This is a genomic window from Vibrio sp. K4, from assembly GCF_051122595.1.
Taxonomy (GTDB): Bacteria; Pseudomonadota; Gammaproteobacteria; order Enterobacterales; family Vibrionaceae; genus Vibrio; species Vibrio owensii.
In genome coordinates, this window is sequence record NZ_CP178577.1 from 1,053,250 (window position 1) to 1,076,999 (window position 23,750).

Here is a 23,750-nt window from a genome sequence, read left to right on the forward strand (position 1 = left end):
GCTCCAGTGAATAGCAGACCATAAAAATTGAGCTGGAGGAGTAATAAAAGAATGAATAGGTGTACGCAGTGGATTCAGTTATATCGCAATTAAAAAAGGACTTTTATTCGCAGATTCGTGCATTGCAGTCACCGAAGCTGCCACAAGTCACTTCTACACTCGCCGTTTTAACCGACGAAGAGATTCAAGAACTTGAAGCGGTTTGGATTGAGCTCGCCGTATGGAAGCGCAGCCAAACGCACTAAAATCAATTCTTCAACTAACGCTTTCGAAACCCCAGGCAAATTTGTCTGGGGTTTTTTTATTGTAGTTAATCATAAATGTTATATTATAACATTTGTAAAGTCGGCTAGCGGGAAGTGTCCGAACAGGATTTCCTAGCTTGTCATGAATAAGAATAGGGTTCTTTGTGATCTCAACATTGAAAAATGCGGTATCAATCCCCATAGTTGAAGAGCAAATGAGAGCAATCCCATGAATGCGATAACGAAAATGCATCAAGCAATAAATCGAGTGAGTGTAGATATGGCGGAAGTACGTGCCAGAGTAGATTTTAAAGTCGGGGCTAAAAGTAACATTGATGCCGAAATCCTGTCTTTCCATGGTCTGAAGACAGATAAAGAGCATGTAGCGATTATCTTCAAACAAGCAGACCAAACTCAGGACATGCCATTAGTTCGCATGCATTCTGAGTGTTTGACTGGCGATGTGTTCCACTCTTCACGCTGTGACTGTGGTGAGCAACTAGAAGAGACCATTAATCGTATGGGCGAATCAGGTGGCATCATCCTTTACCTTCGCCAAGAAGGGCGCGGTATTGGTCTATACAACAAGATTGATGCTTACCGCTTGCAAAGCCAAGGCATGAACACCTACGAAGCGAATAATCATTTGGGTTTCGATGATGACCTGCGTGACTTCACAGAAGCAGCACAAATGCTAGAAGCATTGGGTGTTAGCAAGATTCGTTTGGTAACGAATAATCCTAAGAAGATCCGTGAGTTATCGGAATACGGAATCGAAATTTCAGAAGTTGTCAACACTTCTGCGCACATCAAAGATGGCAATGAAAATTACCTGAAGGCAAAAGTTTCTCACGGGAAACACAACCTAAAAGTTTAATTATAAAGATAAAATTGACAATAAAGCATGTGAAAAGCCTCATTATTATGAGGCTTTTTTTGTATCTGGAGTTGCAAATAAATTGTAAATTTGTATTATCTCGGGACTAAAGTGCAAATAAGAATAATTAGCACTACCAATACGATAATTAAAATGCTCAACAAGGATGCTTCAGATGAATGCAAAAAAAGTTTTAGTCCAATCTATTGCTGCATCACTCCTCATTGCCAGTGGTTCTACCGTTGCTGCTACAGTAACTAAACAACAAGTTGTCGAACATTACGCGGACGTTGCCCATGCTGTGTTTGCTGATTCAGTAACAACAGCGAAAGCGCTGGATGTAAAAATCGACGAATTTCTAAAATCACCATCAGCAAAAAAGCTTGAAGAAGTAAAACAAGCTTGGCTCGATTCTCGCGTTCCTTACCAACAGTCTGAAGTTTTCCGTTTTGGTAACGCGATTGTTGACGATTGGGAAGGTCAGTTAAACGCGTGGCCACTTGATGAAGGTCTGATCGACTACGTAGCGGCGGATTACCAATACGAACTGGGTAACGAGGGCGCGGCTGCAAACATCATCGCAAACACTAGCTTACAGATTGGTGCTTCTAAGCTGGACGTTTCAAAAATCACACCAGAACTGCTAGCGGATCTAAACGAAGTAGGCGGTTCTGAGGCAAACGTTGCATCAGGTTACCACGCGATTGAATTCTTGCTTTGGGGCCAAGACCTAAACGGCACTAACGCGGGTGCAGGTCAACGTGCTTACACTGATTTCGTTGTCGGTTCTGAGTGTACGAATGGTCATTGTGATCGTCGTGGTGAGTACCTAAAAGCGGCCGCTGATCTACTGGTTCAAGACCTAGAGTGGATGGAAAAGCAGTGGTCTGTTGAAGTGAAGGGCAACTACCGTGAAGAGCTATTGAACGAATCTGCTGACAATGGTCTTCGTAAGATGCTATTCGGCATGGGTTCTCTTTCTCTAGGTGAGCTAGCGGGTGAGCGCATGAAGGTAGCACTAGAAGCGAACTCAACTGAAGACGAGCACGATTGTTTCTCAGACAACACGCACAACTCTCACTACTACAATGAGCAAGGCATCTACAACGTTTACACAGGTACATACAAAGGCGTAAACGGCAAAGAACTTTCTGGTCCAAGTATCGCTGACCTTGTTGCTCAAAAAGATAAGAAAGCCGCGACCGAAATTCAAAAGCAGTTTGATACAACACGTAGCCAAGTTGGTGAGCTAGTGACTTCTGCCGAGAAGAATAACCAGCACTTTGACCAACTTATTGCGGCGGGTAACGCGCAAGGCAACGCGCTAGTAAACGACACCATTATGTCGTTGGTAGCCCAAACCGGTGCGATTGAGCGAGCGGCAAACATTGTCGGCATCGACAGCCTAAGCCCTGATACTGCTGACCACGAGTTTTAATAAGAAAACCATAATAAATAAGGGCTCTTTGTGAGCCCTTTTGCCGTTTGAGCTCGTTGTTATCACCCTTGTTGTATATGTAGAGCAATGATATGAAGCCATACCTAATTTCTGCGCTAGCCGCGATCCTTTCTTCTTCTGCCATGGCTTACGATGTTAAGTCCGGTGGCAAAACCAGTGTTAAAAAAGACGGCGCGAATGCCTATTCTCTTCCTGCTGCCAACCTGCCGATGAGTAAGCGCCTCGACTTTAGCGTAGGTAACAGCTTTTTCCGTAACCCTTGGGTACAAGCGCCAGCGTCAACGGACGCTCGTGATGGCCTAGGCCCACTTTTTAACACTAATGGTTGTCAGAACTGCCACATCAAAGACGGTCGTGGTCATCCGCCAGAGAAAGATGATTTACATGCCGTGTCTATGTTAGTGCGCTTAAGCATTCCAGCGATGACGCCAGAACAAAAGAAAGCTTACATCAAAGATGGTGGCATACCTGAGCCGACTTATGGTGGCCAGCTTCAAGATTTCGCCCTGCAAGATCAAACGCCAGAAGGCAAAATCGAAATTACTTACACCGATGTGCCAGTGAAATTTAAAGACGGTACGACGGTAACACTAAGAAAACCTCATTTGAACATTACCGATCTGGGTTACGGCGATATGCACCCAGATACCGAGTTTTCAGCACGTGTGGCACCGCCAATGATCGGCCTTGGCTTGTTGGAGAGTATTCCCGACGAAACGCTACTCGCTTGGGCTGATGAACAAGATGCCAACAAAGATGGTATCTCAGGCAAAGTAAACAAGGTGTGGGATATTGAGAAGGATGACTTCTCGATTGGTCGTTTTGGTTGGAAAGCCGGACAACCGACGCTAATGCAGCAAAATGCGGCGGCATTCAATGGTGATGTGGGTCTGACGAGCCATTTATTCCCGAACGAAAACTGCACCTCGAAACAAAGCATTTGTGACGACATGCCAAATGGCGGTAAACCAGAAGTGAGCGAAAATATTCTCGACTTCGTTGAGTTTTACAGCCAGCACTTAGCCGTACCTATTCGCCGTAATGTCAATGATCCTAGCGTGAAACTTGGTCAGCAAATCTTTGCTGCGTCTGGCTGTGAAAGCTGCCACAAGACCAGTGTCAAAACGGTGAAACGACCAGAGTTACCAGCGCTTTCTGAGCAGCTTATCCACCCATACACAGACATGCTTCTGCACGACATGGGTGAAGGCTTAGCCGATAACCGTCCGGAATACTTAGCAAACGGCCGTGAATGGCGAACGGCACCTCTATGGGGTATTGGTTATACCGAAGAAGTAAACGGACACACTTACTTTCTACATGATGGCCGCGCTCGTAACCTGATGGAAGCGGTGTTGTGGCACGGCGGCGAAGCAGAAACAGCGAAACAAAACGTCTTAGCACTGAACAAAAAAGAACGTGACGCATTGATTGCGTTTCTGAATTCTCTATAAGGAAGCAACCATGAAAAAAACACTATTAGTGAGTGCGATTGCCGCAACGTTAAGTTTGGTTGGTTGCCAATCGACCGCCGGTTCGAGCTCAGCCAAGCCTGAGAGCACAAGCCATATTTCTCAAAGCGTGTACGAGGTTGAGTTTCAATCAGCTCAGACGTTTTTAGCGCAAACCACAGAACTTGAACAACGCTTCGCAGATTACTGCGCATCAGAGTCGAAAGATGATGCACAAGTAAAACAGCAATGGCATCAAACTATGCTTGCGTGGATGGCATTACAAGGTCAAGAACGTGGCCCTGCTACGGCATTGGAGCAAAGCTGGAATGTTCAGTTTTGGCCAGATAAAAAGAACACCACTGGTCGTAAAATGTCTGTATTGACGAAATCTGATCAAGCTTGGAGTGCAGAAGATATCTCCACCCAAAGTGTCACCGTGCAAGGTTTAGGTGCATTGGAATGGCTGCTTTACGATAAAGCGTCGACCTTATCTAGCAACAGCAATACCTGTGCGACAGGCGTTTCGATTGCAGAAAACCTCGATAACAAAGCGCAGATCATCGCGGATTCTTGGGCAGAGAACCCTTGGAAATCGCTAGATATCACAGAATGGGAATCTGAGTACATTTCACTGCTTTCGAATCAGCTTGAATACAGCATGAAGAAGTTGAGCCGACCGCTAGCGAAGATTGGTAAGCCTCGCCCGTATTTTTCAGAATCGTGGCGTTCAGAGACCTCGCTTTCAAACCTAAAAGCCAACCTTCAAGGGATGGAAGCGTTGTACTTTGCTAACGGAAACGGTCTAGATGCGCTACTAAGAGAGCAAGGCCATGCAGATCTCGCTGACCGTGTTGTTCATCAGTTCGAAATGGCGCTAGAAACTTGGCCAGAAGATAAGAGCTTGTTTGCTGCACTACAAACAAAAGAAGGCTATCGCATGGTGCTCGCTCAATACAATAAGCTAGAGCAATTGAAGTACCTGATTCACGAAGAAGTCGCGATCGAGCTTGGCGTGGTTATAGGATTTAATGCAACCGATGGTGACTGATCAAACCCGCCGAAACTTACTGAAAGCCGCTCTATTCGGGGCGGCTACGCCTATGATGCCATTTGGTTGTGCTTCAACAAGCTCACGTGAGCCTGCGTTGATCGGCTGCTCTATCATTGGTCGAGACAAATTCGCAGCGGTGGTGGCAGATGAGCATGGTATACCGCTATCTTCATTGCCGATTCCTGAGCGTGGTCACGGTGTGGCAACAAACCAACAAGGTCACGCCGTAGTTTTTGGTCGTCGACCTGGTACTTTCTTCATGGTGTTTGATTATCGCTCAGAGCAGATGATCAAACTGCAACTAGCAAAGTCAAATCGCCATTTCTATGGGCATGGTGTTTATTCCCATGATGGCACATTGCTATTTGCCACAGAAGGGGAGAGGGGGACAAGCCGTGGGATCATTGGTGTTTATGATGTGCAGAAGCAATATCAAAAAATCGATGAGTTAACGGGTTTTGGCCTTGGCCCTCATGAAGTGATCATGATGCCTGATGGCGCACTAGCGATTGGTGTCGGTGGCGTACACACCAACGGCCGTGAACCTCTCAATCTTGATAGCATGAGACCAAGCCTGAGTTACCTATCACAGGAAGGTGAGCTACTGGATCAAGTGTCTTTACCGGATCATAAGCTGAGTATTCGCCACTTAGCCCATGACGGTGCGGAAACCGTGCTTTGTGGTCAGCAATATCGTGGTGAGCCGGACGAGTATCCAGCTTTGATCGCCATGCACACACGCGGTGGTGAAATGCAAGATCTTCAAGCCGAGCCTGAAGAGTGGGCGCGTTTCAATCACTACGTTGCGAGTATTGCAGCAACCGATGAATGGATCTTAGCCACTTCGCCTCCGGGCAGTTGTTATGGTATATGGTCTAAATCTACTGGCAAATTGGTAGAGCTAAGTGCGTTACCAGACGCCTCTGGTGTTGTGATCTACGGTGATGAATTCCGAGTCAGTTCTGGCGCGGGAAAAGTGGTAGAGCAAAGGCCTGAAGAGTCAAAAAATACCTTTGCAAGCGGTGTGCAATGGGATAACCATTGGTCGAGAATTATCTAGAAAGATCATCGAGTAAGCACTTATTGAGAATTTTGTTGTCGTTTTCGTCTTCAGATTCTTAATTTTAAAGCTGCAACCCGTGAGATATTTGCCATACTTTTTTTATGGCATGTAACGGAAGGATCGTTTCAGTGATTGCTAGACTCCTAATGATAACGGCACTTTTGGTGCCGTTTTGCAGCTTTTCAACAGTAGTTTCTCTCGATGCTTCTGCACAAACAGAGCAAGAGGGGGCGGTTGATCAGCTGTCTGTAGAAAAAATGATCCATTACCCAGATGTAATTGATCAACTGTATCAAAGCACTAATTATCGCTTGAACTGGGAAAACGAAAGCGATGTAGAACAACTCCTTTTTCAGCTTAAGCTCGTTGCATTAGCAGATGTGACTCAAGAGTTTGACAACCAACTGCGCCGCATAGAACAAGTGCGTGAACAAGGCGACAAGCTTGATTTCGATCTTGTAATGAGTGACTCATTACTCATGTATCTTTCGTACCTAGAGCAGGTTCCAGAAGAGGGCATCAATTGGTTATTTGCGAACAAAGGTAATGTTAGCTTCCCTGCGCCGAGTATTGAGACGCTCTCGTTACTGAGCAATGAGATCACAGTCGGAAAGTTAGACGAGTTCCTTGCTGAGTTGCGCTCACCTTTGCAAATGGACGAATCGTTCAATACAGCGTATGCATCTTTGTCGACTTACGCCAAGTTTGAGTTCCCTCTTTACCAACAAGATCAACGCTTAGCCCGAGTTGGGGATGAGTTGTTTGATAAAGCCAGCATGATTGCTCGAATGCAGATTGTGGGTGTTGATGTTGGGCATTTGGATACGGAAACCACACTCTATGATGAAAACCTAGAGTTAGCGGTGATGGAGTTCCAACGTATTCATGGCTTGAAACAAGATGGCATTATCGGTCCCAATACGATTCGCTGGATTAACTTCTCACCTCAGCAACGTTTGCACTCATTAGCCTTGAACGCAGAGCGTTCTCGTATTTGGGCAAAAGAGCGCGACAATGTGGTATTCGTGAACGTTCCAGGATATGAAGTGACTTACTGGCATGATGGACAGCCGCTGTTTGAATCTAAAGTCGTTGTAGGGAAAGCATCACGTAAAACGCCAATCATGACAGGTACATTGGACTCAGTGATCTTAAACCCTACTTGGAATGTGCCGTGGAAGATCATGGTGAAAGACATCATTCCAAAGGTGAAACGCAATCCGATGTATCTGATGCAACATAACATCCAGATTATTCGCTCTTGGACATCACGCGAGATCATTGATCCAACAACCATCAACTGGGCAACCGTTAACCCAAGAACTTTCCCATATCGCATGAGACAGTCATCGGGTTCACACAATGCTTTGGGTCTGTATAAATTCAATATGCCGAACCCACAAGCGATCTACTTGCACGACACACCAAGTAAAAACCTGTTCAATCAGGATCGTCGAGCGTTCAGTTCTGGTTGCGTTCGTGTCGAACATGCTGACCAATTGGCGGAGCTACTCTTCAAGACACAGGGTCTGGAAGAAAGGCTAGCGAAGAAGCGTCAAAATGGTCGTCGCTCTAACACTTCAGTACCGCTTAGTGAACGAATTCAAGTGCATATCATCTATCAAACCGCATGGTTAGAAGAGGGCACCTTGTACTACCGTGATGATATTTATCAATACGATGATCAAGGGTGAGATTCGTTCTCAATTTAAAAAAATTTACAATTCATAAAATCTGTTTTCTGTTCAATAAGTAAACAGAAAAACCAGCCTAAAAACGACAAGCCGGACCGATTTATGCATTTGACGCGTTAAATTGGTTTCGGTAATGTCCGCTGCTCGTACAGTAATTGAGCAGTATTTTCATGGTAAGTCGTAATTTTTCCCGTCGTGATTTTCTTAAAATGACCGCTGGTGGTGTCGTTGTTGCTTCAGCAATGCCAAGCATGTCTTGGGCATCTCTGCCTGATGAACCTCGTGTTCTCGCGATGAATAACCTCAATACTGGTGAGCTGTTGGAGTCGTGCTACTTCAATGGGACAAATTATGTCGACGAAGAGCTGAAGCGTCTTGATCAGTTTTGTCGTGATCATCGCCGTAATGAAGTTCATCCAATGGATCGACGTCTGTTCGATCAGATCAGTCAAATCCAAAAGTTGATTGGTACAGAAGCAGAGGTGATTGTGATCTCTGGCTATCGCTCTCCATTGACTAACGCATCATTGCGTAATGGTTCTTCAGGTGTGGCGAAAAAAAGCATGCACATGGAAGGAAAGGCCATTGATTTCCGCTTAGATGGCGTGAAGCTTTCAACTGTTCGAGATGCGGCATTAAGCCTAAAAGCCGGTGGTGTGGGTTATTATCCGCGCAGTAACTTTGTTCATATTGATACGGGTGCTGTTCGTTCTTGGTAGTGCCAAGTTGAGACAGGGTTTCTCGTCTCAGAACGTCGCCTATTACCCATGGTACAAAGCTTGAAGTCACTAGGGCTTAGTGTCATAGTTGCGGCAGTTTTCATGCAAATTTATTCGGTATAGGTTATCTATGGCTCTGAAATACCAAGTTGTTCCAGTAACATCTTTCTCTCAAAACTGTTCTATCGTCTGGTGTGACGAAACCATGAAGGGCATTGTGGTTGATCCAGGTGGTGATGAAAAGCAACTCGCAATGCTGATCAAAGAACTGGGTGTTGAAGTAGTAAACCTAGTGCTAACACACGGCCACTTAGACCACGTTGGTGGTACAGAGCCGCTGTCTGCACTGTTAGGTGGTACTGAGATTGTTGGCCCTCACAAGGCAGATAACTTCTGGTTGCAAGGTTTAGAAGGCCAAAGCCAAATGTTTGGTTTCCCACTGACTGAAGCGTTTGAACCGCATCAGTGGCTAAATGAAGGTGACAAGGTCACTTTTGGTAATCAAACCCTAAACGTGATTCACACTCCGGGCCATACGCCGGGCCACGTAGTGCTTTACAGCGAAGAAGCGCGCTTGGCGTTTGTAGGCGACGTTCTGTTTAACGGTAGCGTTGGTCGTACAGATTTCCCACAAGGTGATTTCAACACGCTGATTAGCTCGATCAAAGAGAAGTTATGGCCTCTGGGCAACGATGTTACTTTCGTACCAGGTCATGGTCCACAGTCGACATTTGGTCACGAGCGCAAAACAAACCCGTTCGTTGCTGACGAAATGCCGCTTTACTAAGGCGTCTCTGAATTAAGCATCTGGCTCGGCGGCCGCTAGGTAACGTCGAGCCAATCCCACAAACTCTTCCGCTTCTCTATCCAAATCACTGGCTGAGATAAACACGTCGTAGCCATAAAACTGTCTTTGATATTTCATTCTGTTCGCTAGCATTGCTTGCAGGCCCTCATAGTGCATCCCTTCTTTATTGATGTAAGGAGCGGGGTCTAACACCATGTCTTCAAACTTTGTTTCGCAATTATTTTGTCTTGCTCCTAAATAAAGCAGGGCTCTTTGCCCAAGCAAGATTTCTGTCGCGATACGTGGACAAATCGCGTTGAGATAAGGGGAGTAATGCTTCAGCCGAATCCCTATCCAAGGAAGGGGTTGGTGCCAGCCTTCTTGTTCGTATGTGCAAATGCCGATGGAGTCGATGTCTTTCCAGCGCACCACCCAGCCGCCTTTAAAGAGGTGTTGTTGAAAGTGGGAGGCGGTAAGGGTGAAAGAGACTTGGCTCTTTTTTATCATGATGATGGCAAAGCCAACGATGATGGCCATCAGTACGACCGACAACATCGCTTGTTTCCATCCCGGCGCAATCAAAACCAGAAACATGGTGATGGTAACGACCATAAACATGATCAGTTTGTTGATGGGGGAGTCGGATTTGAAATGTGAGTTACTTAGATGCAGCGTTTCCATGCTTTCAACCTCAATGAACAATGGCGTTGAGACACATGTTTCTTGATATTCAATTGTTTGCCTATCAAGAACAAAGAACCTCTGTTTTTATACCCAGTATTCAATAAATCCGTTCACAATTTATCTGATTAAATAGTAGACGTTCTATGCAGTGAGCGCATTTTTCATCGCGTTTCGCCGCTAAAACCTACAAATCGCTGATGAATTTTGGTATAAAACGCGCTTCAAATTTTCATCCCTGCTGAGATGCAGTGAACTGGAGAAATATTCAATGAGACTTGCTCATAAGCGTAAAGTGCAGATGAAACTGCAAAAACGCATTAAAGCGACAGTAGCAAACGTAGCTGCGGCACCAAAAGCGGCAAAACCTGTTGCTGAGAAAGCAGTAGCTGAGAAGAAAGTAGCTGCAGCGAAAACTGTTGAGGTTGCACTAACTCCTAAGCAACAACAAGTTCTAGATATCGTTGTAGCAAATGCTGAAGGTATCAACCCTAAAGGTATTGGTCTAGCTGCAGGTCAAGAAGACACTAAAGCGGCATCATGGGCTACTGGCGCACTGAAGAAGCTTCTTGAAGAAAACCTAGTTCAAAAAGAGCAGTTAGCAGGTAACAAAGTTATCTATAAAGCAGTTTAATTACCGCTGTAATTCTGTTTATGAATTGAATACCTCGACTTTGGTCGGGGTATTTTTTTGCCCAAAAAACGCTTTTCGCTCATTTCTAACTGAGTATTCTAACTATACAATTCCGTCATTTGTCACATTTTATTAAATACTGTGTAAATTCTTTCGCAGTCAACTACGTACGTGCTTTATCAGAATTTGATGTGACGGCTTGTTTGTTAACTATCTGAATAATAAAAATTCCTGCAATTTGATATTAAAAAGACTACGTATAACCACGTAATACTAATGGCTAAGGCTCGCGTTTAAGTGCATTTTTGTTGCGTGTTCATGCCCATTTCTTACTTCCATGTAATGTCCCATCTTCTATAGCGAATCCTTATGTAATGGATGACAACAATAACCTTGGTGACAAAGGACGTGAACGATGAGTCTTATCCAAAAATCTCTTAAACGAGTGCTCAAGGCGACAGCAATGGTCGCGACGATGGCATTCGTAGCAACTTCTGCTCATGCTGCTGATGACAAAGTATACCGCCTCAAACTCGCGGAGACGTGGGGGCCAAATTTCCCTATCTTTGGTGACGCAACAAAGAACATGGCAAAAATGGCGGAAGAAATGTCAAACGGACGCTTACAAATCCGCATTGACTCTGCGAACAAACACAAAGCACCACTTGGTGTGTTTGATATGGTGAAATCCGGTCAATACGACATGGGTCACTCGGCGTCTTACTACTGGAAAGGCAAAGTACCAAACACCCTTTACTTTACCTCTATGCCTTTCGGTATGTTGCCAACAGAACAATACGCATGGTTCTACTACGGTGGCGGTATGGAGTTGATGGAAAAAGTTTACTCCCCGCACAACCTATTATCTTTCCCTGGTGGTAACACGGATACCCAAATGGGTGGCTGGTTCCAGAAAGAAATCAAATCAGTCGATGACCTACAAGGTCTGAAAATGCGTATACCGGGCTTTGCAGGTGAAATCCTTGCTGAGCTCGGTGCGAAGCCAACCAACATTGCACCGGGCGAACTATACACCTCGCTTGAGCGTCGTACGATTGATGCATTGGAGTGGGTAGGTCCTTCTCTTGATTTACGTATGGGCTTCCACAAAATTGCGCCTTACTACTACACAGGTTGGCATGAGCCGGGCACTGAGCTGCAGTTCCTAGTGAACAAGCGTACTTGGGAACGTCTACCAGATGATTTGAAAGCGATCCTTCAAGTTGCGATGAAAACCGCCGCGTACGACATGTACACTCAGTCTAAGCACGAGAGTGGTAAGAACTGGGCATCAATTCAATCAGAATACCCTGATGTTCAAGTAAAAGACTTCCCGCCTGAAGTTATTTCAGCGCTGCGTGAAGCGAACGAACGTCTACTTAAACAGCACGCAGAAAAAGATGCGCTAGCGAAAGAGATTCAAGAATCTCAAGCAAGCTACATCGAACAAGTGCGTCCTTGGTCTGATATCTCACACCGAGCTTACCTAAACAGCCAAGCTCAGCAATAACTTCGACATGCTGGCTAGTTCGAACGATTTAGCCAGCAAAAGAAGCCCAAGAAAAACTTCTCTTAGAGAAGACTATAACAAGTGCTCCGCGAACCAGCGGAGCCAATCCCACACGTTCCATGGAGTTCGGAATGAGAAGCCTTATTTATATTGAGCGAATCTTTAACCGCTTCGGTGATTTTCTGGGGTGGTTATCCAGCATCCTATTCATTTTGTTATTAGCGAACGTGGTGTACGACGTTGTTATGCGCTACGTGTTTAATGACGTATCCATTGCCTTCCAAGAAATGGAGTGGCATCTATTTTCCGCTGTATTTTTATTGGGTGTGCCATACGCGATTAAATCCGGTGGCCACGTTCGAGTCGACATTTTCTATGAGCGTTTATCCTATAAAGCGCAATCCATCATCGATATCTTGGGCACGTTACTTTTTCTTTTCCCATTCTGCTTATTGGTTGCTTGGTTCGGTATCGATTTTGCCAAAGAGAGTTACGCTCTCGGAGAAACGTCTGGAGACCCTGGTGGTTTACCATATCGATGGATCATAAAAGCCATGATTCCACTCTCATTCTTGTTTATGGCGATCAGTGGTATGGGCTTACTGCTTCATTCCATCAATAAAATTGTTAACCCTCATCTTATCTATGCCGGTAATAACGGTAAGTCGTAAAAGGAAGTCAGCATGATCGGTATAGTGATGTTTTTTGTAGCGCTGTTTGCGTTACTACTCGGTTTCCCTGTTGCCTTTACCTTTGGCGGCATTGCATTAATTTTCGGCGTATGGGCAGAAGGCATCGAGATGTTTGCATTCATGCCATATCGCATTCAATCCATCATGGAAAACACGGTATTGATGGCAGTACCACTGTTTGTCTTCATGGGGTTGGTTCTACAAAAGACTCGATTGGCAGAGCAGTTGCTTGAGTCGATGGGGCGTTTGTTTGGTGGTATTCGTGGCGGTATCGCTATCTCAACTGTTTTGGTTGGTGCACTGCTTGCGGCCTCAACGGGCGTGGTTGGTGCATCTGTAGTGGCAATGGGGTTGATCTCTTTGCCAGTGATGCTCAAGTACAACTACGACAAAGGTTTGGCATGCGGCACCATCTGTGCATCAGGCACGCTTGGGCAAATCATTCCGCCTTCTATTGTTCTAATTCTTCTTGGTGATGTGCTGGGGGTTCCAGTCGGAGACCTTTTCCAAGCTGCGGTTTGGCCGGGTTTAATGCTGGTTGGTGCGTATGTTATCTATATTTTGATTTACGCCAAGCTCAACCCTGAGGCGGCTCAACCTATCGAACGTGATGAATCCATCAGCCGTAAGGAAGAGGTGATTACCGCGCTCAAAGCCGTTTTGCCACCTTTAGCACTGATCATTGTGGTTTTGGGTTCTATCTTTGCTGGTATTGCCACTCCGACCGAATCAGCGGCGCTAGGCGGTGCTGGTGCGATTGTACTTTCGCTACTTTACAAACAGTTTAGCTGGTCAATGGTGTATGAAGCCTCAAAAGAGACGGTAAAAGTCACAGCGATGGTTTTTGCGATTCTACTGGGTGCAACGGCATTCTCGATGGCATTTACGTACACGGGCGGCGACTACTTGGTAGAAGAGTGGATGCTGGAACTTCCGGGTGAGAAGTGGGGCTTTTTGATCATTACCATGTTGGTGATTCTTATTCTTGGTTTCTTTATCGACTTTGTAGAAATCTGTTTCATCATCGTTCCGATCATTGCGCCTGTAGCTGAGTTAATGGGTATCAACATGACGTGGTTTGCGATTTTGATTGCAATGAACCTTCAAACCTCATTCCTCACACCACCATTTGGATTTAGCTTGTTCTATTTGAAAGGTGTAGCACCAACGGGTGTGACAACTCGTGATATCTATCGAGGCGTTATGCCATTTATCGCGATTCAAATCGTGGTTCTGGCTTCCCTGTTGTTCTTCCCAGGCTTTTACGGCATGTCATAAAAGCCATGATGTCATCGGGGAACGAGGTTTTTGTGACCTGAGAGTTTTTACCTTTTGAGACAAGTTGTTAAGCTGATTAGTTATTAAGCTAATCAGCGTTTCATTGGAGGAAAGGGATGCCTCTCAAAGCCAAATTAATCTTGCTGGCATTGATCCCAGTGGTTTTGGTGTCAGCAAGCATCAGTTGGATTTCCATCTACCAAGCGAAAACGTTGGGTCAACGCGAAGTGGAGATCTTTCACCAAAGTCTGATCCAATCAAAAGAAGTGGCATTGAAAGATACCGTTGATCTGGCTTTCGATGCGATTTCTCACATCTATAACGACTCTACTATCGACGAGCATGTTGCCAAAGAACGTGTAAAAGCCATTCTGAATCGCCTTCGATATGGCTCAGATGGTTACTTCTTCGCTTACGATAAACACGGTACCAATTTAGTCCATCCGATTCTGCCGGATCTCGTGGGGCAGAACTTACTTCACATTCAAGATGAAAACGGCGATCACCTGATTGAGGCGTTACTTTATCAAGCCCAACTCGGTGGCGGTTTCCACCAATACCTTTGGCAGAAGCCCTCCACAGGTGAAGTCGTGCCTAAGTTAAGCTACGCGGCATGGCTTGATAAGTGGGATTGGATGATTGGCACGGGGTTGTACATAGAGGACGTGAGCCGTGAAGTTGCCAACATGCGTGCGGCGGTAAATCAGAATATTGAGACGACGTTCTTTACCGTAGTTGTGATTTTGGTTGTGACGGTCGCCGTGATCATTGTTTTAACCCTTGCTATCAACCTCCATGAGCATCGCTTAGCGGATAAAAACCTTAAAGAACTGGCCCATAAAACGGTGATGTTTCAAGAGGATGAGAAAAAGCATCTAGCCAGAGAACTGCATGATGGTATCAATCAGTTGTTGGTTTCAAGTAAATGTCATCTCGATTTGATGGGGCATCGTATTGAAGATGAAAAGCTTAAATCCCACCTCGACAAATCACAGCGCTCGTTGATCACCGCAATTAATGAAGTGCGTCATATCTCCCATCAACTTCGCCCGAGCGCCTTGGATGACATCGGCCTAGAGGCGGCGCTTTCTACGTTATTGCAGGACTTTCATTCCCATTCTGGTATGGACATCGACAGTCATTTCGATACTGGTCAGGTTAAGCTGAAATCGGAAGTGGCGACCACGCTATATCGCGTTGCTCAGGAATCGTTGAATAATATTGAAAAACACGCCAAGGCAAAAACGGTCACCGTTATTTTGCAAAAAATGGGCAATATGCTGCAATTACTGATACGGGACGATGGTATTGGCTTTATGGTCAATCAATCGGTACACCGCCAAGGGATTGGTCTGCGTAACATGCGTGAGCGCGTCGAGTTTATTGGCGGTGAGTTTGAATTGATGAGCGAACCAGGGTTGGGGACGGAAATCACCGTATTGTTAGATTTGGATGGATTAGTTTATGGATAAACCAATTAGTGTGGTGATTGTGGACGATCATCAGGTTGTACTGGATGGGTTTATGGCACGTCTGGAATTGGAACCTGACATTGATGTGATTGGCACCGCAAGCAATGGGCTTGAGGCCATCGAAGTGTCAAAAGTGCTCAACCCTGATGTCATCTTAATGGATATCAGCATGCCCATTATGAATGGGATAGAAGCCACTGGCGTGATTAAGGAAGAACGCCCAGAAAGTAAAATTCTGATGCTGACTATGCACGATAATCGCGAGTACATCATGAAGGTGATGCAAGCCGGAGCGGTTGGTTATATGTTGAAAGAAATCTCAGCCGACAAGATGGTTCAAGCGATTAAAACCGTGAATCAAGGTTCGACGTATTTTTGTGAATCTGTCACGCAGACCCTGTTTACTCAAGATGTTGTACCTGCGGCACAAAAGCCTAATCCACTGAGTCGCCGCGAAGAAGCGGTACTTAAATTAGTCGCACAGGGGAATAGTAGTAAAAAGATTGCTACGCTTTTGGATATCAGTTATCGAACGGTGGAAACACATCGTCACAATATTAAACATAAGCTGGACTTACATTCGACCGCTGAGTTAGCGAAATATGCGTTTGAAACAGGATTGATAGAGTAAGAGAAGGGCAAACGCGCTCATCACAGATGGGAGTCATGAGCGCACAGAGAAGCTTATTCTGGTTTAGTGATGCTGCCTAGTTCAAGCATTGGCGCAACATCGATGTCTTCTGCGTTCATCATGGTAGAGATGCGCTGAACAGAAGATAGCAGCAAGCTTTGTTCCCACTCTTCAAGCTTTTGGAAGCGACTGATGAAGTGCTCTTGCAATGGCGTCGGAGCTTGTTTAAGCGCTTCTTGGCCTTTTTCCGTCAAGACAGCATGAACTTTACGTTTGTCTTCTACGCTACGGCGTCGTTCGACAAGTTGATTGCGCTCTAAACGGTCAAGGATAGTCGTAGCCGTTGCCTGACTCATGTTGGTATGGCTAGACAATTGCTTGATAGTGACATTATCAAGTTCACTAATAGCACGCATTAGAATCAGCTGAGGAGCCGTCAAACCAGACTCTTTGCTCAACTTCTTTGAATGTAAATCAATAGCGCGGATGATCTGACGAATCGAGACCAAGACTTCTTCGTACTTTTCCAATTTCGTAATCCAGTCATTAAGGGATCATGTAACGAGGCGACACTAACTCAAAAGCGTTGTTATTAAAAGGGCTTAGTTAGGGATCGCGACACCAATTTTCAATTATTTGCCTTGGCTCTCCTTATTGTTTTTAAGGGTATTCGGCGGGTAAAAAAGTAACGGCTAGAATTATTATAGTAATAAATGTTTGTGGTCTAATTATTGTCGTGGTTGTTTTCGCTTTTTTTGGTGGATTTTTCTGATTGAAAAGTAAGTTATTGGATTTTTTATCAGCAAAAGATAGACAAAAACGCCTCAAATGGTAGGATCTTCCACTTTCATGGAAAATAAAATGTATCGTGTTCGAATGAATTTTTGGTTTGCTGCCGAAAAACTAGAACACAAAAGAGAGGAACAATGACAAAAGGTATAGATAAGTACAGTATCGACAGTACCGACTATACGGTTGGTCAAGACAACGTCCAGAAATGGGGTTTTGACGTACATAATCCTGTTTTTGGTATCAGTGCTGGTTTCATTGCACTATTTCTTATCGCGGCGTTGGTGCTTGATGCACATACCGCAAAAACAGCGTTGGATGGCATTAAGCTAAAAATCATTAGCTCATTTGACTGGCTGTTCATCCTTTCAGGCAACATCTTCGTAATCTTCTGTTTAGCTTTGATTGTGTCACCAATGGGTAAGATTCGCCTTGGTGGTAAAGATGCGGTAGCGGATTACTCTTTCATGTCTTGGCTTGCGATGTTATTCGCGGCAGGCATGGGTATCGGTTTGATGTTCTGGAGTGTGGCAGAGCCTGTGGCTTACTTCACTGGTTGGTACGAAACGCCTCTCGGTGTTGAAGCCAATACCCCAGAGGCTGCGAAGTTAGCATTGGGTGCCACTATGTTCCACTGGGGTCTACACCCATGGGCAATCTACGGTGTCGTAGCACTTTCATTAGCTTTCTTTACTTACAACAAAGGCCTTCCGCTTTCTATGCGTTCGATCTTCTACCCATTGTTGGGCGATCGCGCGTGGGGTTGGGCTGGTCATATTGTTGATATCCTTGCAGTACTAGCAACGCTATTTGGTCTTGCAACGTCTCTAGGTCTTGGTGCGCAACAAGCAGCGAGTGGTATTCACCACGTGTTTGGTGTGGAGCCGGGTCTAGGCCTACAGATCGTCGTTATTACGATTGTGACGTTACTTGCGGTTGTTTCGGTAATCCGTGGTATCGATGGCGGTGTAAAGGTCATCAGTAACATCAACATGGTTATTGCGTTCCTACTGCTTATCCTTGTTGGTTTGATTGGTTGGGCAGTGAGCTTAGGTTCAATTCCTACAACCTTCATGGCGTACATAGAAAACTTGGTTCCGCTGAGTAACCCGTTTGGTCGTACTGACGAAGCTTGGTTCCAAGGTTGGACAGTATTCTACTGGGCTTGGTGGATTTCATGGTCACCATTCGTAGGTATGTTCATCGCTCGCGTATCTCGCGGCCGTACGGTTCGTGAATTCATCACGGCAGTACTGATTGTTCCTACAGCAGTAACACTAATTTGGATGTCAGTATTCGGTGGTCTAGCTATCGATCAAGTGATCAACAATGTGGGTGAGCTAGGTGCAAACGGTCTAACTGACGTATCACTAGCGATGTTCCAAATGTTTGATGTTCTGCCATTCGGTAACATGCTGTCTATCATTGCTGTTGTGTTGGTATTGGTATTCTTCATCACTTCATCGGACTCTGGCTCACTGGTTATCGACAGTATTACTGCTGGTGGTAAAGTGGATGCGCCAGTTCTACAACGTGTATTCTGGGCATTTATGGAAGGTGCGATTGCGGTTGCACTATTGTGGATTGGTGGTTCAGAAGCGGTTCAAGCGCTGCAAGCCGGTGCTATCTCTACCGCGTTACCATTCACATTCGTATTGCTTGCAATGTGTGTCAGCCTATTGATGGGTATGAGAACAGAACGTCAGTAATTGATGTGATTTATAAATATCGTTAGATATTAATGAGTTAAAAAGCCAGCGGAATGCTGGCTTTTTTTGTGCGATTTTTCTGACGCTTGCCAAAAAAATGACGAAGTAAATTCTTTATTTTACAACAGGTTATTGTCTCAATTTTGTGAATAATCTTCGTGATTACTTTGTCAGAAATGTGTAATATTCAGCCACCTTAACTGTTCTCCCAACCTCTTATAATAATTATGAAATTATCATTAAAACAAAAGCTAATTGGCGCAAGCCTATCTGCTGTTGTAGTGATGGCAACAGCACTGACTTGGCTGTCGGCTGGTCAATTGTTTGATCAGACGCGTTCAGGTGTCTATTCACGAGCACAAAGCCTAAGTAACGCAGCATCAGAAGGTATTTCTGACTGGGTTGCGATTCGCAAAGACATTGCAACGGCTTTCAACGACTACTCAACAGAGCAAGACGTGGTGCCTTTCTTACAACAAGCGCGCAAAGCGGGGGGCTTTGACGATATCTTCCTAGGTACTCCGGAAGGTGGCATGTACCGTTCTCATCCAGAACGTAACCGTGCAGACTATGATCCTCGTACTCGCCCTTGGTACAAAGATGCAAATGCAGCAGGTAAGCAGATCATCACAGAAGCTTACCAAGATGCGATCACTAACGCGCTACTGGTTACCATTGCAGAACCTGTAATGAAAAACGGTAAGTTTGTTGGTGTTGTTGGTGCCGACGTACTGATTGATCAGTTGATCAATGACGTTATCAGCTTAGATGCGGGTGAAAATGCGCATGCAATGCTGATCGACATGAATGACGGAACTTTCCTTGCGCATCCAAACAAAAGCTTAACGCTTAAGCCAATCACTGACCTATCTAAAGAATTTACGAAAGATTCTATTGAACGTGCAGCAAACACGGGTTCAATTGAAACGGCAACCATTCAGGGTAAAGATAAGCTTTATTACTTCAGTAAAGTACCTGGCACAAACTGGATGTTCGCGATTGAAATGGACCGCGCAACAGAAGAAGCAAGCCACGCGCAACTACTGCGTGAAATGCTGATTACTGCGGTACTGATTACGATCGTGGTGATTGTGGCCGTATCTTGGCTAGTGGGCTTCTTGTTCCGCGACCTTGGCCGAGTATCACAAGCGCTTGAAGAGATTGCATCGGGTGAAGGTGACCTAACGCAACGTCTTGAACCACGCAGTGATGATGAAGTCGGTAAACTGGCAGACAACTTCAACCGCTTTGTGGGCAATATGCACACGATGGTAACCAAGTTAAGCCATGTTTCATCGGCACTTTCTGAGCAAGCACGCACAACGGCTCAACAAGCTGAAGAGCGTAGTCAGCGCATTTCTTACCAGCAAGACGAAATCAACATGGTCGCGACGGCTGTTAATGAAATGGCAGCGGCGACGCAAGAAATTGCAGGTAACGCAGACAACACAGCATCAAGCTCTGAAGAAGCGGTTCAAGCATGTGTTCACGGTTCAGGCCAAGTGACTCAAACGCAAGGCTCTATCCAAAACCTAGCGCAAGAAGTACAAGTTGCAACCAACGTGATCCAAGAGCTAGAAGCACACGGTAACGCAATTAATACGATTCTTTCGACTATCCAAGGCATTGCAGAGCAAACTAACCTACTAGCACTAAACGCAGCTATCGAAGCGGCGCGTGCGGGTGAGCAAGGTCGTGGTTTTGCGGTAGTTGCGGATGAAGTTCGTGTTCTGAGCCAGCGTACTCATGCTTCTACTCAAGAGATTCAAGAAACGATTGAGATGCTACAAGGCACAACAGCGAAAGCGGTAGGCATTATGGATGACAGTCGTCGTCTAGCAGACACCAGTGTTGATGATGCAAACTCAGCTGCAGTGAGCCTTACTCAAATTCACTCAGCGGTAGAGCGCATCAGCGACATGGCGACGCAAATTGCGTCTGCTGCGGAAGAGCAAGCGTCTGTGACAACAGAAATCACTCGTAACACTGAAGGCATTCGTGATGTGTCTAACGAGCTTTCTGTTGAAGCGCACCAAGCAGCAGAGCAAGCGGCGCATCTGTCAGAGCTTTCTCACGAGCTAGAGCAAGAGATCAAACGCTTCAAGCTGTAAGCTGAGAATGTTAGCTAAGCGCTGATATTCGCGTTTAATGAAAAGAGAAAAGGAGCCAATTGGCTCCTTTTTGTTTATCTAGAGATAATATTCTCGCTTCTCGCTTCTCGCTTCTCGCTTCTCGCTTCTCGCTTCTCGCTTCTCGCTTCTCGCTTCTCGCTTCTCGCTTCTCGCTTCGCTACAGCCACAAGCTACTGATGGGTTGCTCTTCACTGTAGTGGTGGGCAATTTGCGCTTGAAGTAATTCAGCGGTGGCAATGGCATCCGTTAACGCATGGTGTGGCGTGTAATCCGGAAGGCCATAACGACGTCGTGATTGTGCTAAACGTAGGGATTTTGGCTTATTACCCTTTAGCTTATTCCACAAACCACCAGATGTTCTTTGTTGAATGTTCTCTTCAATTTGCAACGTATCCAGCACAGGGAACTCAATACCTTCGCCGATACGAGTACGCAACGCTTGAGCGAGAAACTCTCTTTCAATACGACGGTAATGCACCACGACAATTTTTCCCGCCAAGCTTTCAAGTAATGGCCCGAGAATCTCACCCAAATCGGGAGCATCAATCAATTCACTGTGAGTAATGCCATGAATGATGACCGATTCCTCATCGAGTTTTTCTTGTGGGCGTACTTTCCAGTGCTTCGCTTGGCGCAAGAAAATTCGATTGAGATTAAAAGGCACCAAACCAATGGTGATGATGCCATTTTTCTGCGGATTTAAGCCCGTCGTCTCGAAATCGAGTGCCACGAATTCCACTTGGGAAAGCGGGGTTTCTGGCGTGGGTAACGCCTTACCATAAAAGGCAATTAACCGATCATCTTTCGCTTGCTCCAACTTGTGTTGAAACTTGGTATGCCATTGAATGGTCGGCTTTTGAAACAACTTTTTTATCATTCCACGCCTCACTTAAACTTGTTGCTGGCCTGATAACGGAACTTAAGGAAGTTCTGACCATTGCTGAGGATCTGGAACGCATCTTTCAGGTTACGGCGTTCGAAGTCTGACAGGTTTTCTGGCTCAATGTTGTTATCTGGTTCAATACCCAATTCAACATCGATCGCTTGGTGACGGATACGCACCATAGAGATGAACTCCATCGCGTCTTTCAAATCCTGAGCACGGCCTTTTGGCAAAATGCCCGCATCAATGATGTCATCGAGTCGTTCAAATGAGTTTTGAGCACGTGACCCCACCGCCAGTGAGTGAACACGAATCAAGTCCACAAGAGGGGCTGTACCACGACGTTTCAAGTTGATTGAGTTTTTGTGCTGGCCATCTTTTTCCATCACAAAGTCTTTAAAGAAACCCAGTGGTGGGGTTCGGTTCAACGCGTTACGAGCCAAGCATGCGAGGAAGCGGTTGTTCTTACGTGCGCGTCGAACAATGAAGCTCGTCAATTGTTCTGCCCATTTTAAACGCCCATAAACGCCATCTAAATCGAAGAAGATAGACGCATTGAGCAATGCTTTTGGATTCGGGTCATCAATCCAATCGGCGAAGCACGCTTCCCACTCTGAACGTGTCATGCGCCACTCAGGGTTGGTTGCCATGATGTCACCGGTACAATATTTGTAGCCACACACGTTCAAACCATCACTAACATATTGTGCGAGTGCTTCGAAGTATTTCCCGTGTTTTTCCTCTTGATAGGTATCGTCGAGAATGATGGCGTTGTCTTGGTCTGTGACCAATAGCTGCTCATCACGGCCCATAGAACCAAGGGCAAGGAAACAGTATGGGATTGGCGGTGGGCCTAATTCTTCTTCTGCCATTTCGAGCAGGCGTTGCTTGAAGCTTCGGCCAATGACCGACATCGCACTGCCGACCATGTGAGAGTTGGCGTCTTCGTTAACCAGACGAACAAAACTGCTTTTCACTTCGTCAGCGACAATGGCCAAATCTTCTATGGTTTGTTGTTGGAAGATGCTACTTACTAACAACAACGAGTTTTGCGATTCGTAACGAACAATGTCGGTCGCTTCGATGATGCCAATAGGCATTTGATCTTTTACAACCGGCAAGTGGTGAACGTTATAACGAAGCATGGTTAGCATCGCTTCATAAACGTAAGCGTTGTGATCGAGTGAGATAACCTCGGTCGTCATGACCGTTGATACTTCATCGAGAGGTGACAAACCTTCAGCCAAGACGCGGGTACACAAATCGCGGTCGGTGATAATGCCGACGACAGGGGATTGTGGATCGTCTTCATCGAGCACAAAATCTGGGTCAACGATCAGCAGTGATGACACATTATCTTGCGCCATTAATTGTGCGGCTTCTTGAATCGTTTGGCCGCGTTCGATGGTTGGCGCATCACGTGTCAGGAGTGTTTTTACTTTCGAGGTCGTTAGATCGTTTGCATCGTTGTTCTCTGAAACCGCTTGGCGCAAACGAGCACTGTTTTCTACTTCAACGAAATCTGCGAATGAATCGAAGTTATCGTACAGTTCTTGGAAGATATCTTGAGGAATGCAGTAGAGTAGGGAGTCTTCAATCGCTTTTACAGGGAAGCGAACTTTGTTGTTGGTAAGAAGACCCATCTGACCAAAAAGGTCGCCTTCGTCGAGCCGGTTATACAGTTCACCTTTACGTCGATACACTTCAACTACACCGCTGCGAACCATGTAAAGATCGTGGATCTGATCGCCGAAATGAATGATAGGAGTGTCTTGACGGTAGTAAGAGATTTCGATGTTCTCTGTCACTTTGGTGAGCGTTTCTTCCGGAAGCTCGTTGAATGGGGGATACTTGGCGAGAAAGTTATATATCTCGAGAAGTTCTGCTTCCATTAAGGTGCCTTTTGGTTTGCAAGTGATAGGGTAATCTTAACTTAGTTTTAAAACAGAATCTTATCGGATCACTGTTTTTCGTGCGCAATGATAAGATT

Annotated in this window: 21 protein-coding genes; 17 read left to right on the forward strand and 4 right to left on the reverse strand. The window is 45.5% G+C overall.

The features are described from left to right. Nucleotides 1-68 precede the first annotated feature (68 nt). The 9 genes from ACLIIY_RS04865 to ACLIIY_RS04905 all read left to right on the forward strand — a co-directional run bounded on the left by ACLIIY_RS04865 (nt 69) and on the right by ACLIIY_RS04905 (nt 9,349). Nucleotides 69-245 carry a hypothetical protein gene (locus tag ACLIIY_RS04865; protein ID WP_009706892.1) on the forward strand — a complete coding sequence of 59 codons (177 nt, stop codon included), beginning with the start codon at nt 69-71 and terminating at the stop codon, nt 243-245. 229 nt (nt 246-474) lie between these two features. Then, on the forward strand, nt 475-1,122 hold the full coding sequence (locus ACLIIY_RS04870) for a GTP cyclohydrolase II (protein ID WP_171371056.1): 648 nt from the start codon (nt 475-477) through the stop codon (nt 1,120-1,122). Between the two features lie 175 nt (nt 1,123-1,297). Next, nucleotides 1,298-2,560, forward strand: coding sequence for an imelysin family protein (locus tag ACLIIY_RS04875; protein WP_434528212.1), 1,263 nt, complete (start codon nt 1,298-1,300; stop codon nt 2,558-2,560). Between the two features lie 92 nt (nt 2,561-2,652). After that, complete coding sequence (locus tag ACLIIY_RS04880) at nt 2,653-4,035, forward strand: di-heme oxidoredictase family protein (RefSeq protein ID WP_206953348.1); 1,383 nt, start codon at nt 2,653-2,655, stop codon at nt 4,033-4,035. A 10-nt stretch (nt 4,036-4,045) separates the two neighbouring features. Beyond that, nucleotides 4,046-5,083: an imelysin family protein gene (locus tag ACLIIY_RS04885; RefSeq protein WP_434528213.1), complete on the forward strand. Its 1,038-nt coding sequence runs from the start codon at nt 4,046-4,048 to the stop codon at nt 5,081-5,083. Further along, on the forward strand, nt 5,064-6,146 hold the full coding sequence (locus ACLIIY_RS04890; RefSeq protein WP_434528214.1) for a DUF1513 domain-containing protein: 1,083 nt from the start codon (nt 5,064-5,066) through the stop codon (nt 6,144-6,146). Before ACLIIY_RS04885 ends, ACLIIY_RS04890 begins: the two co-directional genes overlap by 20 nt. A 104-nt stretch (nt 6,147-6,250) precedes the next feature. Continuing rightward, on the forward strand, nt 6,251-7,843 hold the full coding sequence (locus ACLIIY_RS04895) for a L,D-transpeptidase family protein (protein ID WP_054824160.1): 1,593 nt from the start codon (nt 6,251-6,253) through the stop codon (nt 7,841-7,843). Nucleotides 7,844-8,013: 170 nt separating this feature from the next. Beyond that, a complete protein-coding gene (locus tag ACLIIY_RS04900) occupies nt 8,014-8,562 on the forward strand; it encodes a DUF882 domain-containing protein (protein WP_038895173.1) in 549 nt (182 codons plus the stop codon). A gap of 130 nt (nt 8,563-8,692) precedes the next feature. Beyond that, the gene (locus tag ACLIIY_RS04905) at nt 8,693-9,349 is read left to right on the forward strand and encodes an MBL fold metallo-hydrolase (protein WP_005430620.1); all 657 of its coding nucleotides are present in this window, start codon (nt 8,693-8,695) and stop codon (nt 9,347-9,349) included. 12 nt (nt 9,350-9,361) lie between these two features. Here ACLIIY_RS04905 and ACLIIY_RS04910 read toward each other — a convergent pair whose 3' ends face one another. Continuing rightward, nucleotides 9,362-10,030 carry a DUF2982 domain-containing protein gene (locus ACLIIY_RS04910; protein WP_009706885.1) on the reverse strand — a complete coding sequence of 223 codons (669 nt, stop codon included), beginning with the start codon at nt 10,028-10,030 and terminating at the stop codon, nt 9,362-9,364. A 271-nt stretch (nt 10,031-10,301) separates the two neighbouring features. On the opposite strand from ACLIIY_RS04910, the gene ACLIIY_RS04915 reads away from it, so the two are divergent. The 6 genes from ACLIIY_RS04915 to ACLIIY_RS04940 all read left to right on the forward strand — a co-directional run bounded on the left by ACLIIY_RS04915 (nt 10,302) and on the right by ACLIIY_RS04940 (nt 16,247). Continuing rightward, nucleotides 10,302-10,664, forward strand: coding sequence for a hypothetical protein (locus ACLIIY_RS04915; RefSeq protein WP_005438876.1), 363 nt, complete (start codon nt 10,302-10,304; stop codon nt 10,662-10,664). Nucleotides 10,665-11,079: 415 nt separating this feature from the next. Further along, a complete protein-coding gene (locus ACLIIY_RS04920) occupies nt 11,080-12,174 on the forward strand; it encodes a TRAP transporter substrate-binding protein (RefSeq protein WP_434528215.1) in 1,095 nt (364 codons plus the stop codon). A 131-nt stretch (nt 12,175-12,305) separates the two neighbouring features. Further along, nucleotides 12,306-12,845, forward strand: a complete 540-nt coding sequence (locus ACLIIY_RS04925; protein WP_009706883.1) for a TRAP transporter small permease subunit — start codon at nt 12,306-12,308, stop codon at nt 12,843-12,845. 12 nt (nt 12,846-12,857) lie between these two features. Continuing rightward, nucleotides 12,858-14,144 (forward strand): TRAP transporter large permease, encoded by a 1,287-nt coding sequence (locus tag ACLIIY_RS04930; RefSeq protein ID WP_005438870.1) that lies wholly within the window; start codon nt 12,858-12,860, stop codon nt 14,142-14,144. Nucleotides 14,145-14,260: 116 nt separating this feature from the next. Next, on the forward strand, nt 14,261-15,616 hold the full coding sequence (locus ACLIIY_RS04935; protein ID WP_434528216.1) for a cache domain-containing protein: 1,356 nt from the start codon (nt 14,261-14,263) through the stop codon (nt 15,614-15,616). Then, on the forward strand, nt 15,609-16,247 hold the full coding sequence (locus tag ACLIIY_RS04940) for a response regulator (protein ID WP_009706881.1): 639 nt from the start codon (nt 15,609-15,611) through the stop codon (nt 16,245-16,247). The genes ACLIIY_RS04935 and ACLIIY_RS04940 overlap by 8 nt, the downstream gene beginning before the upstream one ends. A gap of 53 nt (nt 16,248-16,300) precedes the next feature. On the opposite strand, the gene cosR is transcribed toward ACLIIY_RS04940, so the two are convergent. After that, nucleotides 16,301-16,777 (reverse strand): MarR family transcriptional regulator CosR, encoded by a 477-nt coding sequence (gene cosR / locus ACLIIY_RS04945; RefSeq protein WP_005438864.1) that lies wholly within the window; start codon nt 16,775-16,777, stop codon nt 16,301-16,303. 396 nt (nt 16,778-17,173) lie between these two features. Here cosR and ACLIIY_RS04950 point away from each other — a divergent pair, with 396 nt between their 5' ends. Together ACLIIY_RS04950 and ACLIIY_RS04955 are read left to right on the forward strand one after the other, a co-directional pair. Next, the gene (locus ACLIIY_RS04950) at nt 17,174-18,745 is read left to right on the forward strand and encodes a BCCT family transporter (RefSeq protein WP_005438862.1); all 1,572 of its coding nucleotides are present in this window, start codon (nt 17,174-17,176) and stop codon (nt 18,743-18,745) included. A gap of 227 nt (nt 18,746-18,972) precedes the next feature. After that, nucleotides 18,973-20,856: a methyl-accepting chemotaxis protein gene (locus tag ACLIIY_RS04955; RefSeq protein WP_005438860.1), complete on the forward strand. Its 1,884-nt coding sequence runs from the start codon at nt 18,973-18,975 to the stop codon at nt 20,854-20,856. Between the two features lie 178 nt (nt 20,857-21,034). Here ACLIIY_RS04955 and ACLIIY_RS04960 read toward each other — a convergent pair whose 3' ends face one another. Together ACLIIY_RS04960 and ACLIIY_RS04965 are read right to left on the reverse strand one after the other, a co-directional pair. Then, on the reverse strand, nt 21,035-21,754 hold the full coding sequence (locus ACLIIY_RS04960) for a 3'-5' exonuclease (RefSeq protein ID WP_434528217.1): 720 nt from the start codon (nt 21,752-21,754) through the stop codon (nt 21,035-21,037). Nucleotides 21,755-21,762: 8 nt separating this feature from the next. Continuing rightward, nucleotides 21,763-23,652: a DUF294 nucleotidyltransferase-like domain-containing protein gene (locus tag ACLIIY_RS04965; RefSeq protein WP_005438856.1), complete on the reverse strand. Its 1,890-nt coding sequence runs from the start codon at nt 23,650-23,652 to the stop codon at nt 21,763-21,765. Nucleotides 23,653-23,750 lie beyond the last annotated feature (98 nt).

Bases quoted from the DNA above. Each gene is read 5' to 3' on its own strand.
- ACLIIY_RS04870 (WP_171371056.1), top strand. From the start codon at position 475: ATGAATGCGATAACGAAAATGCATCAAGCAATAAATCGAGTGAGTGTA.
- ACLIIY_RS04875 (WP_434528212.1), top strand. From the start codon at position 1,298: ATGAATGCAAAAAAAGTTTTAGTCCAATCTATTGCTGCATCACTCCTC.
- ACLIIY_RS04880 (WP_206953348.1), top strand. From the start codon at position 2,653: ATGAAGCCATACCTAATTTCTGCGCTAGCCGCGATCCTTTCTTCTTCT.
- ACLIIY_RS04885 (WP_434528213.1), top strand. From the start codon at position 4,046: ATGAAAAAAACACTATTAGTGAGTGCGATTGCCGCAACGTTAAGTTTG.
- ACLIIY_RS04890 (WP_434528214.1), top strand. From the start codon at position 5,064: ATGCAACCGATGGTGACTGATCAAACCCGCCGAAACTTACTGAAAGCC.
- ACLIIY_RS04895 (WP_054824160.1), top strand. From the start codon at position 6,251: ATGGCATGTAACGGAAGGATCGTTTCAGTGATTGCTAGACTCCTAATG.
- ACLIIY_RS04900 (WP_038895173.1), top strand. From the start codon at position 8,014: ATGGTAAGTCGTAATTTTTCCCGTCGTGATTTTCTTAAAATGACCGCT.
- ACLIIY_RS04905 (WP_005430620.1), top strand. From the start codon at position 8,693: ATGGCTCTGAAATACCAAGTTGTTCCAGTAACATCTTTCTCTCAAAAC.
- ACLIIY_RS04910 (WP_009706885.1), bottom strand. From the start codon at position 10,030: ATGGAAACGCTGCATCTAAGTAACTCACATTTCAAATCCGACTCCCCC.
- ACLIIY_RS04915 (WP_005438876.1), top strand. From the start codon at position 10,302: ATGAGACTTGCTCATAAGCGTAAAGTGCAGATGAAACTGCAAAAACGC.
- ACLIIY_RS04920 (WP_434528215.1), top strand. From the start codon at position 11,080: ATGAGTCTTATCCAAAAATCTCTTAAACGAGTGCTCAAGGCGACAGCA.
- ACLIIY_RS04925 (WP_009706883.1), top strand. From the start codon at position 12,306: ATGAGAAGCCTTATTTATATTGAGCGAATCTTTAACCGCTTCGGTGAT.
- ACLIIY_RS04930 (WP_005438870.1), top strand. From the start codon at position 12,858: ATGATCGGTATAGTGATGTTTTTTGTAGCGCTGTTTGCGTTACTACTC.
- ACLIIY_RS04935 (WP_434528216.1), top strand. From the start codon at position 14,261: ATGCCTCTCAAAGCCAAATTAATCTTGCTGGCATTGATCCCAGTGGTT.
- ACLIIY_RS04940 (WP_009706881.1), top strand. From the start codon at position 15,609: ATGGATAAACCAATTAGTGTGGTGATTGTGGACGATCATCAGGTTGTA.
- ACLIIY_RS04950 (WP_005438862.1), top strand. From the start codon at position 17,174: ATGACAAAAGGTATAGATAAGTACAGTATCGACAGTACCGACTATACG.
- ACLIIY_RS04955 (WP_005438860.1), top strand. From the start codon at position 18,973: ATGAAATTATCATTAAAACAAAAGCTAATTGGCGCAAGCCTATCTGCT.
- ACLIIY_RS04960 (WP_434528217.1), bottom strand. From the start codon at position 21,754: ATGATAAAAAAGTTGTTTCAAAAGCCGACCATTCAATGGCATACCAAG.
- ACLIIY_RS04965 (WP_005438856.1), bottom strand. From the start codon at position 23,652: ATGGAAGCAGAACTTCTCGAGATATATAACTTTCTCGCCAAGTATCCC.